General features: G+C 65.3%; 13 protein-coding genes and 3 pseudogenes. 7 read left to right on the top strand and 9 right to left on the bottom strand.

Annotation, left to right across the window (positions count from 1 at the left end; translation table 11 throughout):
* From AB0J47_RS41335 to AB0J47_RS41345, 3 pseudogenes are all read left to right on the top strand, one after another.
* Positions 1-126 (top strand): annotated as a pseudogene (locus AB0J47_RS41335) (XRE family transcriptional regulator); the annotation flags it as partial.
* Positions 127-165: 39 nt separating this feature from the next.
* Positions 166-350, top strand: a pseudogene (locus AB0J47_RS41340) (MerR family DNA-binding transcriptional regulator); the annotation flags it as partial.
* A gap of 964 nt (positions 351-1,314) precedes the next feature.
* Positions 1,315-1,407: pseudogene (locus AB0J47_RS41345) on the top strand (XRE family transcriptional regulator); the annotation flags it as partial.
* Between the two features lie 164 nt (positions 1,408-1,571).
* Here AB0J47_RS41345 and AB0J47_RS41350 read toward each other — a convergent pair.
* Positions 1,572-2,015: a nuclear transport factor 2 family protein gene (locus AB0J47_RS41350; RefSeq protein WP_364359895.1), complete on the bottom strand. Its 444-nt coding sequence runs from the start codon at positions 2,013-2,015 to the stop codon at positions 1,572-1,574.
* A gap of 10 nt (positions 2,016-2,025) precedes the next feature.
* The gene (locus AB0J47_RS41355; protein WP_364359898.1) at positions 2,026-3,618 is read right to left on the bottom strand and encodes an FAD-dependent monooxygenase; all 1,593 of its coding nucleotides are present in this window, start codon (positions 3,616-3,618) and stop codon (positions 2,026-2,028) included.
* A 117-nt stretch (positions 3,619-3,735) separates the two neighbouring features.
* On the opposite strand from AB0J47_RS41355, the gene AB0J47_RS41360 reads away from it, so the two are divergent.
* The gene (locus AB0J47_RS41360; protein WP_364359900.1) at positions 3,736-4,320 is read left to right on the top strand and encodes a TetR family transcriptional regulator; all 585 of its coding nucleotides are present in this window, start codon (positions 3,736-3,738) and stop codon (positions 4,318-4,320) included.
* A 72-nt stretch (positions 4,321-4,392) separates the two neighbouring features.
* Here AB0J47_RS41360 and AB0J47_RS41365 read toward each other — a convergent pair whose 3' ends face one another.
* From AB0J47_RS41365 to AB0J47_RS41375, 3 genes are all read right to left on the bottom strand, one after another.
* Complete coding sequence (locus AB0J47_RS41365; protein ID WP_364359903.1) at positions 4,393-4,854, bottom strand: carboxylesterase family protein; 462 nt, start codon at positions 4,852-4,854, stop codon at positions 4,393-4,395.
* Between the two features lie 218 nt (positions 4,855-5,072).
* Complete coding sequence (locus tag AB0J47_RS41370; RefSeq protein ID WP_364359906.1) at positions 5,073-5,267, bottom strand: hypothetical protein; 195 nt, start codon at positions 5,265-5,267, stop codon at positions 5,073-5,075.
* Positions 5,264-5,899, bottom strand: a complete 636-nt coding sequence (locus tag AB0J47_RS41375; RefSeq protein ID WP_364359909.1) for a methyltransferase domain-containing protein — start codon at positions 5,897-5,899, stop codon at positions 5,264-5,266. The genes AB0J47_RS41370 and AB0J47_RS41375 overlap by 4 nt, the downstream gene beginning before the upstream one ends.
* A 103-nt stretch (positions 5,900-6,002) precedes the next feature.
* On the opposite strand from AB0J47_RS41375, the gene AB0J47_RS41380 reads away from it, so the two are divergent.
* The 3 genes from AB0J47_RS41380 to AB0J47_RS41390 all read left to right on the top strand — a co-directional run bounded on the left by AB0J47_RS41380 (position 6,003) and on the right by AB0J47_RS41390 (position 9,893).
* Positions 6,003-6,644, top strand: a complete 642-nt coding sequence (locus AB0J47_RS41380; protein WP_364359912.1) for a TetR/AcrR family transcriptional regulator — start codon at positions 6,003-6,005, stop codon at positions 6,642-6,644.
* 1,753 nt (positions 6,645-8,397) lie between these two features.
* Positions 8,398-8,736 (top strand): YciI family protein, encoded by a 339-nt coding sequence (locus AB0J47_RS41385; RefSeq protein WP_364359915.1) that lies wholly within the window; start codon positions 8,398-8,400, stop codon positions 8,734-8,736.
* The gene (locus tag AB0J47_RS41390) at positions 8,733-9,893 is read left to right on the top strand and encodes a sigma-70 family RNA polymerase sigma factor (RefSeq protein ID WP_364359918.1); all 1,161 of its coding nucleotides are present in this window, start codon (positions 8,733-8,735) and stop codon (positions 9,891-9,893) included. The genes AB0J47_RS41385 and AB0J47_RS41390 overlap by 4 nt, the downstream gene beginning before the upstream one ends.
* A 507-nt stretch (positions 9,894-10,400) precedes the next feature.
* Here AB0J47_RS41390 and AB0J47_RS41395 read toward each other — a convergent pair.
* From AB0J47_RS41395 to AB0J47_RS41410, 4 genes are all read right to left on the bottom strand, one after another.
* Complete coding sequence (locus AB0J47_RS41395; protein WP_364359921.1) at positions 10,401-13,151, bottom strand: cation-transporting P-type ATPase; 2,751 nt, start codon at positions 13,149-13,151, stop codon at positions 10,401-10,403.
* 29 nt (positions 13,152-13,180) lie between these two features.
* Positions 13,181-13,342, bottom strand: coding sequence for a hypothetical protein (locus tag AB0J47_RS41400; protein WP_364359924.1), 162 nt, complete (start codon positions 13,340-13,342; stop codon positions 13,181-13,183).
* A 4-nt stretch (positions 13,343-13,346) separates the two neighbouring features.
* Positions 13,347-13,484 carry a hypothetical protein gene (locus AB0J47_RS41405; protein WP_364359927.1) on the bottom strand — a complete coding sequence of 46 codons (138 nt, stop codon included), beginning with the start codon at positions 13,482-13,484 and terminating at the stop codon, positions 13,347-13,349.
* 191 nt (positions 13,485-13,675) lie between these two features.
* Positions 13,676-13,788: LuxR C-terminal-related transcriptional regulator (locus AB0J47_RS41410; RefSeq protein WP_364359929.1), on the bottom strand; the 113-nt coding region annotated here is incomplete at its 5' end.

The raw sequence follows: 13,788 nt of genomic DNA on the forward strand, positions 1-13,788 counted from the left end.
GCCGCGGAATTCGACACCTCCCTACCGCACTGGCTGGGCAGCGCCGACGGCGGCACGGTCGAGCTGCTCATCCTGTTCGGCTTGCAGGGGCTGCGATCGCATGTACACGCCGATACAGATCGGTGAGCCTCACGCGGCGCCGAGGCGACCAGGTCGCTGACGGATATGGCATGGAGCACTCGTGAACTCGCCGAACTCGCCAGCACCAGCCAGCGGACGGTGCGGCACTGCCACGACGCCGACTACTTGCCGAGCCCGAACGGGCGGACAACGGCTACAAACGCTACGGGGTGACCCACCCGGTTCGGCTGCTTCGGATCAAAAAGCTTACGGCGCTCGGCTTTTCACTGTCCTGCTGCGCGCGTGATCACCGGACCACGATGTGCTGGCGGGCTGTTAGAGGTCTGCGTCCCAGAGCGTCTATCTGACAACCACTTTGCCCGGATGCATGGAACAGATGATCGGCCTGGCACTGGCGATGCGGGAGATCTGCGAACGCCTCGCGGCCGACACCACCGCGGCCCGACCAGCGCAGGGCCGCTGCCCGGGCCGCGGTGGCGGCGAACTTCGTCCGGATGCAGTACGGGGTAGGGTAGCGACCCCAAGATCCGTTCCGGCCCTTCGGCTTTCGGCCCTGGATAACTTGCTACCCGCGAGGGCAACCCGAACCGGCAACAGGTCGTCGGTGCTGGTCAAGCCATTGTCTTTGTTTTTCGTGCGATTACTACGACTGCCGCCAATTGCAGCGGATGCAAATTCGCGACTGTGTGTCCGTCAGCCGCACTTCGGGCGCAAAAGTACTCGCGACCAACGGAATCCGGCGACACAGCGAGGGTTGAGAGAGTATGCCGACAGATATTTCGATGGACGGATTCAGCTCAGTTACCTGCGGTTTCGCGGCAGTCGCATCCGATGCGAGATTATCGCATCGGATGCGACCCACCAGGACCTGGCCGAGGGACGGCGCCGACCTGGGACGAAACGTCCGCTGGCCTCAACCGGACCTCCCGAAGCCCCCGCAATGCACCACAATCGGAGACGGTCGAATACGCGACTCCACCAGTCCGGGCCCCCGGGCTGCAGCCGCAGCTCATCGCCTGAGTCGGCTGGGGGCTCAGCCGTCCTCGCTCGGTCGCACAGGTCTGTTGAACCAATGCCGGCCGAGCCTGGTGTACAGCTGGTTGGGCTGGGGTGAGACCTTGGGGCTCGAGATGATGGTGCAGCTGAATAGTTTTGCCACGTCGGTGATGGTTTCAGGCTCGGCGAGGATGAGGATCTCGTTAGCGGTCGCCACCGCATCACGGGTGACTCGGCGTGGTGCCGCTGCTGGCCGAGCGCGGGATCGAGTTATCGCGTGAGCAGGTGTTCCGGCTGGTCACCCAGCCCCCGCAACGCCTGTCCACGGACAGAACATCAATTACTTCGGCGCGATCGAGGTCGACATCGATGCCGAGCTGGCCCAGCTCGGCCCGACCGGGTACCGGCCGCTGCGCATCCGTAACACTCTGTTCTGATCGCAGCTGCCACCACGTTCGTTCGACCTGCTTCGCCTCGCCGTCTCGCCATCCGGGTCAGCTGGTGGACAGTTTGGTGCCAAAGTCAACCTTGACGGTGTGGATGCGCCAGCTGTCGCTGGTCCGCAGGTAGGTGATGTCGGTGCTCATGTAGACCGCGCGCGGATCGCCGGCCATCACCGAGGTCACCCACATCAGCCAGTGTGCTGTCGCGGTGTCGCCGTCGAGGACGATGATCGGGTTCACGAAGGCGTGCATCGAGAACTCCACGACCGAGGTAGCGGCGGGCAACGCGGCGAGGATCGCGTCGATACCGACGGTCACCTCGCCTTCATGGCTCTCCCATCTCGCGTCGGTGGCGAAAACTTGGGCGACGGCGTCGAGATCGACAGTCTTGCCGTTCCAGCCCTTGTTGATGGCGTCGGCGTAGCGCGCGGTCAGATCGCGGATCGCTTCGAGATCTTCCAGTCGCTGAATTCGCTGTTGCAGTGTGGCATTCATAGCTATCACCTCAATTTTCGGTGGAGTCGGCGCGGGTGGCCGCGGCGACGGAAGCCAGGACCTGGGTCAGTTCCCGGGCGGGATCGTGTGGCGCGACGCGGGTCCGCCAAGCGATGTAGCCGTCGGGCCGGATCAGTGTGGTGCCGGTGGACTCGATGCCGTAGGCGTGCTCGAACGCCTCGTGGTCGTCGAACTCGACGTCGGTTCCTGCCTGCTGGAAATCGACTCCGATGCCCAACTGCGCGGTCGCCTGGGCGGCTGCGGCGGCCCAACGCTCATCGGCTGAGAGCAGGACCCAGTCGCGTTCGATCAGATCGAGCGTTGAGCGCTTGTCGTCGCCGATGCGCACCCACTGGTGCGGGGCGCGGGTACCGGGCTGACCCGCCCACTGCTCGGGGAGTTGCGCGGTCGGCAAGGACGCGTCCGCACCCAGCACCGCAGCCGAGCGGTACAGCTGCCCCAACTCGATGGCCGAATCGTCGAGCACGGGGGTATCAGGGGTATCGACTTTCAAGAAGACCTTGTAGTCGGCGCGAGCGAACAGTTGATCGTGACGCAGGTCTGCGGTCGGGCGGCGCTCGGCGTCGTAGGTGTTCAGCAGCCGCGGGTCCGACTCGCCCGAGAGCACCGCGGCCAGTTTCCAGGCCAGGTTGTGCACATCGTCGATGCCAGTGTTGGCGCCGTACCCGCCGCGGTTGGGCGGCAGTTGGTGCGCTGCGTCACCGGCGAGGAAGATTCGTCCCTGCGAGAATCGGTCGGCGATCAGACCGGCCAGCTTCCACCGGCCGGTGGTGATGAGTTCGATGGGGATATCGGTACGGCCGATCGCGCGCTGCACCAGTTCGATCTGCTGGGCGGGGGTGCGTTCGACGTCATCGGAGAGCATCAGCACCCACCGGCCATCGGAGTAGGTGGTCAAGAACGCCGTGAAGTCGGGCTGCTCGATCTCGAACTGGACCACGCCGTGCTGCAGGTAGTCCTCGAGGGGGGCGCGGAACAAGATGCTGCGCTGCACCGACAGTGGGCCGACGCCGTGACGCTCGATCCCCAGGTTGGTGCGCACCGGGCTGTCCGCGCCGTCGGCGGCCACCACATAGCGGGCGCGCAGGGCGTACTGGTGGCCGTCGTCACGGCGGCGCAGCGTCGCGGTGACGCCGTCGTTGTCCTGGGCCAGGTGCACCAGTTCGGTGCCCAGGCGCAAGTCGGCACCGTACTCGCGGGCTCGCTCACGCAGTAGCGGTTCGAGTTTGTCCTGGGTGATCGCGATCGCGTGGACAGGTGAATGGTCGGCACCGTAGGAGCCCTTGCCGCCGGGGCTCCATGGATATTCCTCCAACCAGGTGCCGCTGAGGCTCTCCACCCGGGCGCGCCGCGGCGGTTTCATGCCTTGCAGTGACGTGGGCACCTCGACGCCGGTCTGACGGAAGTGCTCGATGGTGCGGGTAGTGAAACCGATCGCCCGGGGGTGCGGCGAGCTGCCGTAGTGCTTGTCGACCACCACGACGGGCACGCCCTGCCAGGACAGGAAAACCGCTGCGGACAGTCCGACGAGGCTTCCGCCGACGATGAGGACCGGTATCTGTTCGAGTTCGTTGACGCTCATTTCGATCATGCCTTCCGAGGTCTCGCTGGTATATCCGCTCCAGAAAAACACAATCGACTAACAAAGGCAAGCCACTTACGTTTTTAACTCACTTGCTTTCTCTGGTAGCGTGGGTGCATGCCTCCTGAAGCACTCGGACGCCGCGCGCGCAAGAACTCCCAGACTCGCCGCGCCCTCGCGGACGCCGCCGAGCAGCTGTTTCTGGAGAAGGGCTACGACCAGGTCAGCGTGAAGGAGATCGCCGACGCGGTCGACATCTCGGTGCCGACGATGTTTCGCCACGTTCCCGACGGCAAAGAGGCCATAATGTTCGACGACGGTGCCGAACGTCTCGAGAGCCTGCTGACCGCGGTCACCCAGCGCCCGGCCGGACAGTCACTAATGGCAGCGCTGCGCGAGTTCCTGCTGGGGCGGGGGCTGTTCCTCATCGATCCGAGCCCGGAGATCCGCCGTCGCACCGACCTGATCATGAGCACCCCCGCATTGCGCGAATACTCGCGCCGATTGTGGATCCGGTGCGAGACGCCCTTGGCCGCTGCGATCGCCGCCGAGTTGGGCAGGCCACCCGAGGACATCACCGCCCGCGCTATCGCACGCTACGTCCTCGAAATTCCTCAATTCGTCGCCGGCGAGCCCGATCCCCGAGCCGCTCTGGATGCGATCTTCGCCTTGCTGGAACACGGGATGCGCGGCATGCGCTGATGTCGGCCACCATGAACACCTCACCTGGACATATGACCGGCCCCACCGTCCGCCGCAACTGTAGCGCCGCCATTACCGCCCCATCGCCTTGTGCGCTTTCAGCGGTCGCGGCTCCGGTGGGGGATCGGACTCGGCCGCCAGGCCCTGGCACACCTGCGTCAAACGCGCCGCCACACCGACCCCGGCCCTCCCGAGGCCACCTCGCGGGCTCGATCGCGCAGTCCGCTTCGCCAGGACGGGCAGAGCAGCCTCGCCTGCTCCGGCGTCAAAAACATTGAGGTTCAGACACTCGTCTCCGGGGATCCGGTCGCCGCCGATCAATGCGTGGACCGGTGGCGGGTACGGCGCCTGCACGCACGCGGGCCCGCGTGTGAGCGCATCGCGTATTCCCGACCACCGCGGACCCGGCTGGGGTAGTTGGAAGCGTGCAGATCCGACAGGCGCGGCCGCATAAGGGATTCCGGGGAACTCGGTCAAGCCGTCCCTGCTGGGCCTGCGGACCTTGCCACAGACAATGGAAGCAATGGGTTCCATATGGCTCCTTGTCCGGAGCCGATTGTCCACTGCCGCCAACCGTCCGCCAAGCGTTCAGGTTCGGACCTTGCTCATGCGGTAGCGGAGTCGGTATTCATGGGTGCGAATCAATTTGACGCAGGGTTGGACGGATCGATGGCGGTCCTGGCCGGTGACGGCCGATCCCACGACAACGGCTCCGATGGGCCCGGACCGCACCGATACCGGTCGTGCCTGGACTATCTGAATCTGGTGCGGTGCAGCAGCCATCGGCCGCCGAATACGGCGATGGCCAGGTGGGCGGCCAGGCCGATGCCTGCGGCGGCCAGTCCGACCATGCTGCCCAGCCACAGGTGCGCGGCGATGCCGAGGATGATCAGTGGTAGTGCGAGGACCCGCACCACGCCGATGGTCCAACCGGTTGGGTGCCTCATCCGGCCACGTCCGGCTTGATGGCAGTGACATAGCGGATCCACGGGTGCAGATCTCCCGAGGTGATCTGCCCGAAGCCCGCGTCGGCGATCATCGCTTCGAGCAGATGGATCGGATTGTGTTCCATGGCCGGGCCGGTCAGCGCGCCGACGAGATGCCTGCCGATCGGATTCGCCGGTGGCCGGAATTCGCCGATCAGCAGCCGTCCGCCCGGGCGCAGCACCCGTCGCATCTCTGTCAAAGCCGTCGCCCGCAGATCCTCGGGCAGGTGGTGCAGCATCAGGCAGTTCGCTACCACGTCGAACGAATCGTCCTCGGCGGTCAGCGATTCGGCGACGCCGACGGTGTAGGTGCAGTTCGGTTCAGCGGTGATCCGGCGGGCCCGCTCGAGGACCGCCGCGGATGGATCCAGGCCGACCACTGTTGCGGCGACCGAAGCTAGCCGACGGGTCAAATAGCCGGTGCCGCAACCGATATCGAGGACCCGATCGCCGGGACCGGCGCCGCTCAGCTCGGCGAGGCGGCGGTAGACGCGGCCACGACGTCCGCCGAAGAACACCGCACCGAAAACGTCATAGGCGCGTCCGTGATCGATGGTGAGTCCGGTGGTACCGGGGTTGGAATTGTGATGCATCAGATGTCCAGGCCCATGGCCCACTCCTTAACTTAGTGACGACTAAGATGGTTCTAACTTAGTTGTCACTAAGTTAAAGCGCAAGAGTCGATACGATGAGGTCATGGCTCGCGCATCCTCAACTCCGGCAGATCCGCGGCGCACCCGCCTCAGTGCCGCCGACCGGCGCGCGTCGATCATCGACGCCGCCACTGTGGTGTTCGCCGAATCGGGGTTCCAGCGCAGCACCATGGCTCAGATCGCGGCGCGGCTCGGCGTCACCGAGCCTGTGCTGTTTCAGAACTTCGGCTCCAAAACAGGGCTCTACGCCGCCGTCGTGGCACACGCCTCCGGACAGATGTCGGCAATGATGCGCGCCTTTGCCGCTGAAACGGATTCGATCGCAGGTCTTTTGGCGCACCTGCTCAGTCCCGAGCACATCGACGAACTGCACGCCCCTGGTTCACTCGGGGTGATCTTCGCCGACGCGATGACCCTGACCGCCGAACCCGCCGTCGAACAAGCCGTCCGCCAGCACATGAGCGAACTCGCCGACGCCCTCGCCGAAGTCGTGATCCAAGGGCAGCGGGCAGGCGAACTCCGTTCCGACCTCGACCCGGACGCGGCCGCCTGGCTGATCCTGTCCTTCCTGGCCGCCCATCGCTTCCGCAGCACCGTCATGCCCGACCGGCAACGCCTCGAAGACCACATCGCCACCATGACACTGCGCACATTAGTGGAACCGGGCTCACCGACGCAGCCGTGACCAGGCAACGCCGGAGGCGGGAACCGGCCACTACCCCTGCGGCCTAAAACAACGGAAACTCATATCCACCGAATAGCATTCGAATCTTGCTACCCGGTTCACGCGGCTGTCGAGGGAGGTGCACTCATGCGTCCCCTCGCTTCTGACCCGTGAGACGTGCCGCGAGGGTCCAGGCCGGGGGCAGTCGGACTCAGGCGTAGACACCTCGTTGAATCCGTCGATGCAGTCGAGTGGTATCGGAACCGACATCACTGTCATCCGTTCCACCCAGACCGGCTCGCATGGCCTCGATCGCAGGATAGCGCCGGGCTTGGGTATCAATTCACTTCCAGTGCGTAGCCGTTGAGCCAAAAGCGTTGCAGGAGCGTCGGATCGCACGTCAGGATCGCGACCGGACCTCACATGGCGCGGCGTATCTCACTCGGACCGGCCTTCAGATCTATCGATTGATCCCACTAAAGATCGTCACCGCGGCATCGAGGCTCGCATCAGGGAATGGCAACTGCTCAGCACTCGCCTCGATCGCCGGTGCGAGGTGGCTCGGTCGCTGGTCCCGCATCGACGCCGACGGTTCGACCGGGTGACTACACGGTCAGTCGGTTCGTAGGCCCCCGCGCCGAAAGCACTCAACATCGATACCGCCCACTGGTCACGCGGACGCGCCGGGGCCATCTTGGAGGGCCACTCATCACCCTCGTCCACGAACTCGGGCACGACGATCACCCCGGAGTCGGGCGGTCACACGATCCAAATACGCGTTGATCACCACATGAACCGTGAGGAGGTACACCAACTCGTGAGCTCACTCGGCGGCCTGATGGAAATACTGAAAGCCGCCGACCCCACCGACGAACTTCGTCTACGACTTCGCCAGGTTCGACGGCGGGCGCAGCCTGTGATGGCGACGCCGGCGCAGTGAATCCATGTCGCTGCATGGAATGCATTGTCCGGCTGTGTGTTTGCGCTCGATGCTCCGACGTCGGCGGTTATTGCGGCCGTGCCGCGGTTTCTTGGATGAGGTGCAGCAGGGCTCGAGCAGCGGCCGGCGTGAGGTCGGGGGGATCCTTCGGGACGCTGACTTCGAGTTCCGTAGCGACTGCCAGGGGCGCAGGTTGCGGCCTCCCTGCGTGTCAGGCTGAGTTGAGTCCATTGGTTGACAGCAAATCGGCCTGACGTGGGGCGAGATACGGATCGGTATTTCATGACCAGCACGAGGGCCTAGAGGGCCGGGGACCACAATGGGCGTACGGGGTTCCGAGGGGCCGCGCGTTGATGAGGCCGCAGGTCAATGGCCTGCGGTTTTGTCAGGTGTGTGTAGTTATCCGAACCATTTCCGTGCTGTAGCGTGCACGGCCTGAAGCTGAGCGGCATGTCGTGTACAGCTTCCGGCTGGGCTCGTGGCTGTCTGCTGGCTCCGCATTCCGGTCGATCGGCGCGTCATAGGCGTTGGGCGACAAGTAAACTTGCGGAACGCTCGCTCATGCCGATTAGGTTGCGGCGCCGCCGGGACTCGGGTCACCTCGCGGTGACCGGAGCGGGGGCCTGCCGGTGTGGGGTGCGCGTCGTTATCGCTATGCGGATCGCCTTCCACCGGGTTGTGGGCCGGTGGGCGCGAGTGGTGCCAGGCTCGCGGTGCAGGACCGACTGCTTGTGGGTGGTTCTCGGCGTGAAATGGTTTCGCGGTGGCGTGTCCCCTCCGGCCAGTCGTGTTCGTCGGGTAGGTGTCGGTGAAATTCGAGCTTGGAGGAGAGTCATGCGGTACGCATTGCTGATCAACGAGTTGCCCGGTGTGTTCGAGGCCCTAGGTGCCGCCGAGCAGGAGTCGGTGTCCGCCGAGTACATCGCGATCAGGTCGGACCCGCGGGTGGTGGACGGTGCTCATCTCGCGCCCGCACACACCGCGTCGACAGTGCGGGTGAAGGAGGGTGATGCGCTGGTGACCGACGGGCCGTTCGCCGACACCAAGGAGGTGTTCGGTGGGTATTTCCTGGTCGAGGCCGATGATCTGGACGCCGCGATCGAGGTCGCCACGAAGATCCCGGCTGCGCGGCTCGGTGGATCGGTGGAGATCCGGCCGATCGTGAAGGCGTGATCGACGAGGTATTCCGCGCCGAGTGGGGGCGTGTATTCGCCTACCTGAGTGGCTTCCTCGGCGATGTCGATCTCGCCGAGGAAGCCACTCAGGAGGCTTTCGCGATTGCTGCGGAGAAATGGCCGGTCGATGGCGTGCCGGACAATCCGGGCGCGTGGTTGACCACGACCGCCCGCCGCCGGGCAATCGACCGGCTACGCCGCGACCGTGCCTTCGTGGCCAAGGCGACCCTGTTCGCCGCGCCCGAGGCCGAGGAGGCCGACATGGTCGAGACTGCGATCGGCGACGAACGGCTCGAGCTGGTGTTCATGTGCTGCCACCCTGCGCTCGCGGTCGATGCGCAGGTGGCACTGACACTGCGGGCACTGGGTGGCCTGTCCACCGAGGAGATCGCCCAGGCATTCCTGGTCGCACCGAGCGCCATGAAACGGCGATTGACCCGGGCCAAGGCCAAGATCAAGCTGGCGGGAATTCCGTTCCGGGTGCCACCGGATCATGCACTGCCCGAGCGCGTCGGCGCGGTGCTGAAGGTGATCTACCTGATCTTCAACGAAGGATACGGCGGACGGGACGAACTGGCCGATGAGGCCGTGCGATTAGGCAGGATGCTGGCCACGCTGATGCCCGACGAGCCGGAAGTGCTCGGGTTGCTTGCGCTCATGGTGTGCCACCACGCCCGGCGCTCCGCACGTCACCGCGAGGGCGAGATCGTTCTGCTGGACCAGCAGGACCGTACCGAGTGGGACAGTGCGCTGATCGCGGAAGGTCGAGCTCTGCTCGATCGGGCCATCGCGCGGTCCCGCGGTCCCTACGTCGTACAAGCCGCGATTGCTGTCCTGCACACCGAACCCGAAACCGATTGGGCGCAGGTGGCCGCCCTCTACCTCGAATTGGTCCGGCTCACGGGTTCACCGGTGGCCGAGCTCAATCGTGCGGTCGCGGTCGCACAGGCAGGCGCACCACAGGCAGCATTGCGCATCACCGAGGCGTTGGGTCTGGACAATTACCCGTACCTGCATTCGACACGTGCCGAACTACTGCGTCGGCTCGGTCATCCCGAGGAGGCCATCGCCGCCTACCGGCGAGCACTCGAACTCCTCACCACCGAGCCGGAACGCCGCCTCCTGCGTAGACGCATAGCCGACCTGGAGCAATGAGAATTGCATCGTCTGTTGGCCGCACGTCCCAGTAGACCGGGCCGATAGTCACGGACCAGATCAAACGTCAACACATACCGCCCGGTCGTTCGATCTAGTCAAAACCTTGCCCCGCAAGAGATTTGCGGGCCCCACTCACACATGGCGAGGAGCGTGCCTCGTCGGCTTCGTAGCGGGTACGGTCGCCACATGGCTCTTCTCGTGCAGTCGGCAGATACTGCCGACCGCACGGTGGTGCGATTGCTGCACGTAGCGGTGGGTGGTCCCCGGTCCCGGCTGGCCTCGGCCGTCGAGAACTACAGCGAAAGTCCGGCTGTGGTCCTGCTGTCCGTTACCGACGGCGACAAAGATCATCGCGGAGACCGATCACGACGGTCTCGAGTTCTTCCAGGCTGTCGGGTTCACTGCACTATCGCTGGGCAAGAATTACCCGGGGGTTGATCGATTCATACTGAGGTGTCATCCGCCTCGTTCGGGTAGATAATCAGTCGATTCAGCGGATGACGTCTACGGGAGTGTGGTGTCTCTGCGACGTAACAGCCAGCGCCGGATTTCGTCCGCACCCCATATGATCACCGGGAAGGGTGCGACGAAGGCGAGCATGTCCGGGGTGAGCGCTGCCGTGCCGAGTAGGTGTTGAACCGGCGGAAAATAGATGATCACGGCCGCGAGCGCGAGTTCGAACGCGATACCCCACAACAGAAGTGGGTTGGACAGCACGCCGATCGAGCGCAGCGAGGCCCGTTCGGTGCGGGCCGCGAACGCGGTGCCGATCTGACCGGCGACGAGGCCGAAGAAGGTCATCGTGGTGGCCTGCAGGTAGGCGTGGTGCAGTGGCGTACCGGGGCCGGTGGGATCGCCCGGATGCCATCCCGCGCCCAGCAGGACATAGAAGAAACCCGCCATGCCCAGTGCCGCAGCGATCGCACCGAGAAACAGCCAGGCGCGCAGCACCATCGGAATTCGGATGATCGATTCGGTGCGCCGCCGAGGCGGTCGGCGCATGAGACCGGGCTCGGCCGGTTCGCGACCCAGTGCGAGCGCGGGCAGGGTTTCGGTGCCGACATCGATGGCCAGCAGCTGTAAAACGGTCAGCGGCAAGGGGATCGCACCACCTGAGAGCGCGAACACGATGAACGGGGTCACCTCGGGCGTCGCGTGAGCGAAGATGTAGAAGATGAACTTGCGAATGTTGTCGTAGACCCGCCGCCCGGCCTCGATCGCCGCGGCGATGGTGGCGAAGTTGTCGTCGGTGAGGACCATGGTGGAGGCCTCGCGGGCCACATCCGTGCCGGAGCGGCCCATCGCGATACCGATATCGGCGCGACGCAGGGCGGGCGCGTCGTTGACGCCGTCACCGGTCATCGCCACCACATGGCCGGTATCGCGAAGTGCGTCCGCGACACGGAGTTTCGCCTCGGGCGAGGATCGCGCGAAGATCAGCTCGGGCGTCGTGGAAAGCAGTGCGTCCAGGTCGGCTTCGCTCATCCGGTCGAGCTGCTCGCCGGTCACCACGACCGGTTCGCCGCGGATGATCCCTACCTGGGCGGCGATGGTCGCTGCGGTCAGGCCGTGGTCGCCGGTGATGACGATGATGCGGATTCCTGCGCTGTGGCACGTTGTGACGGCATCGGCGACCTCGGCGCGGGGCGGGTCCGTCATCGCGACAAGTCCGAGCAACACCAGTTGCTGTTCGGCGTGTTCGCGCACCGTGGGCACGGTATCGGTCGGCAGGCGGCGTTCGGCGACCGCGAGCACCCGAAGTCCTTGCCGTGCTTGCGTATCCACCAGCTCAACAAGCGTTGCGCGCCGGGCGGGATGCATCGGTCGCGGGTGGCCGTCGCCATCGAGTTCGGCGGTGCACAGCGGCAGCACTGTTTCGGGTGCGCCCTTCGTGTGCACCCAGATGCCGTCACTCGAGCTGTCGATCGTCGACATACGTTTCCACGCTGGCTCGAAGTGAAACTGCTTCTGCCGCAGACGTTGCCGGTCGTCAGGGTCCGTATGCGCACCCAGTGCTGCACCGGCGATGAGGATGGCGGTTTCGGTCGGATCACCCAGCGCCCTTCCGGTCTGATCGAAGCGGGCGTTGTTGCAGGCGATCATCGCGGCGGCCAGTCGAGTGAGCGTCGAGTCGGCAGTGGGCGGTGCGTGCGGTCGGAGCTCGTGCGGCCCGGTCGACGTATGGATCACGGTGACCTGCATCCGGTTCTCGGTGAGCGTGCCGGTCTTGTCGGTGCAGATCACATCGGTCGACCCGAGGGTCTCCACTGCGCTGAGCCGTTTCACGACCGCACCGCGTCGCGCCAGGTCGCGGACGCCGATCGCCAACGCCAAGGTGATCGTCGGCAGCAGGCCCTCCGGGACATTGCCCACCAGGAGCCCGACCGCGAAGACCACCGCGTTGAGCAGCGACAGCCCGGCGCCTATGGTGGCGAGCGGTACGAATGCCGCTCCGAGCAGCAGCGAAACCAAGGCGATCAGCCAGGCGACGCGGCGCACTTGATGTTCGAGCGGGCTCTCCTCACGCCCGACCCGTTCCGACAGGGCCGCGATGCGGCCGAGCTCGGTATGCATGCCGGTGGCGAAGACGACTGCGTGCGCGTCACCGCCGGTGCATGCCGTCCCGCTGAAGACGATGTCCTGTGCCTGGGCGAGCGGCACACCGGTGTCCGGGGCTTCGGCCGAACGGAACACCGGCAGCGATTCTCCCGTCAGTTCGGATAGATCGACCTCGACACCGCCCTCGAGCAGGCGGGCGTCGGCCGAGATCCGGTCGCCTTCCTGGATCACCAGCACATCGCCGGGCACCACATCGACGGCATCGATCTGGGTGATCTCCCTGTCCCGCATCAGCGTCGCTCGCGCTGGTAGGTACGCCGCGAGTAACTCCACTGCTCGCTCGGCATGCCGCTCTTGGATAAACGCGAATCCCGCGTTGATCACGATGACGACGACCACGGCGATGGCCACTGGTTCGATGCCGACCAGCCAGGCCAGGCCCGCAGCTGCCCAGAGCAGCAGTGCCAGCGGATGGGTGAACTGCGCCAGTAGCTCGCGCGGCCAGGTCCGTGCGCCCCGTCGACGCAGTGCGTTGGGGCCGACGTGGATCAGCCGACGCTGCGCCTCACGGCCGGTCAGCCCGGATCGAGAGCTGTGCAGATCGCGAAGTAGCAGCTCTATCCGCTCCGTCGGATCGAGCAGCATTCCGGATGTTACGTCGGCCTGCTCGGCGGCGACCGCAGTAGCACTGTCCACTGATGGCGAAACTGGTCTGTTCATAGGGATCAGTGCGGTCGGGCGTTGATGACGGGGATGTCGGCGGCGGGCAGGACCGCTTGGCCGGCCGAGCCGAGCGTCATCGCCGCGTCGGCACACAAGCCGTCGGTCAGCACGGCGACGGCCTGGCGGACATCGGTTGTGCGGCTGTTGATCACGATGATCGCCACGACGTCACCGGGGTTCCACGCGGCCGTTGTGGACCCCCACCTCATAGCTGGTGTCGTCGGCGTCGAGGCTGTCGGTGATGACGCGCGACCACCCCTGGGCTTTGTATACAGCGGGTGTGAAGGGGTCGTCGAGGTGGGGCATGATGTCCTCCTCGGGGCTGGCACCGGGTGAATCGGGGGCGGCATACTGCTCAGCCTGAGGTGCGCGCGGCGAGAGCCCAAGGGTCCAAAGGTGGTGTCCAGCGGGGCGATGGTCCTCGCACAGAGTTCTTGCAGGGCAGTGCTAGATTCCGGGTGTCGAGATGCTGCGCGGGCCGGTGCGAATGCGCCTGTTCATTCCTCCATATGCGCTGGGTTGAGCTTCGTGGCCAGTACAGCGGCTTGGGTGCGTCGTTCGACGCCGAGCTTGGTCAACAGCCGGGAGACATAGTTCTTTACGGTCTTCT

The organism is Nocardia sp. NPDC049737 (assembly GCF_040674755.1).
GTDB lineage: Bacteria > Actinomycetota > Actinomycetes > Mycobacteriales > Mycobacteriaceae > Nocardia.

Excerpts from the sequence above, each read along its gene's own strand:
- AB0J47_RS41350 (WP_364359895.1), bottom strand. The coding sequence starts at position 2,015 with ATGAATGCCACACTGCAACAGCGAATTCAGCGACTGGAAGATCTCGAA.
- AB0J47_RS41355 (WP_364359898.1), bottom strand. The coding sequence starts at position 3,618 with ATGAGCGTCAACGAACTCGAACAGATACCGGTCCTCATCGTCGGCGGA.
- AB0J47_RS41360 (WP_364359900.1), top strand. The coding sequence starts at position 3,736 with ATGCCTCCTGAAGCACTCGGACGCCGCGCGCGCAAGAACTCCCAGACT.
- AB0J47_RS41365 (WP_364359903.1), bottom strand. The coding sequence starts at position 4,854 with ATGGAACCCATTGCTTCCATTGTCTGTGGCAAGGTCCGCAGGCCCAGC.
- AB0J47_RS41370 (WP_364359906.1), bottom strand. The coding sequence starts at position 5,267 with ATGAGGCACCCAACCGGTTGGACCATCGGCGTGGTGCGGGTCCTCGCA.
- AB0J47_RS41375 (WP_364359909.1), bottom strand. The coding sequence starts at position 5,899 with ATGCATCACAATTCCAACCCCGGTACCACCGGACTCACCATCGATCAC.
- AB0J47_RS41380 (WP_364359912.1), top strand. The coding sequence starts at position 6,003 with ATGGCTCGCGCATCCTCAACTCCGGCAGATCCGCGGCGCACCCGCCTC.
- AB0J47_RS41385 (WP_364359915.1), top strand. The coding sequence starts at position 8,398 with ATGCGGTACGCATTGCTGATCAACGAGTTGCCCGGTGTGTTCGAGGCC.
- AB0J47_RS41405 (WP_364359927.1), bottom strand. The coding sequence starts at position 13,484 with ATGCCCCACCTCGACGACCCCTTCACACCCGCTGTATACAAAGCCCAG.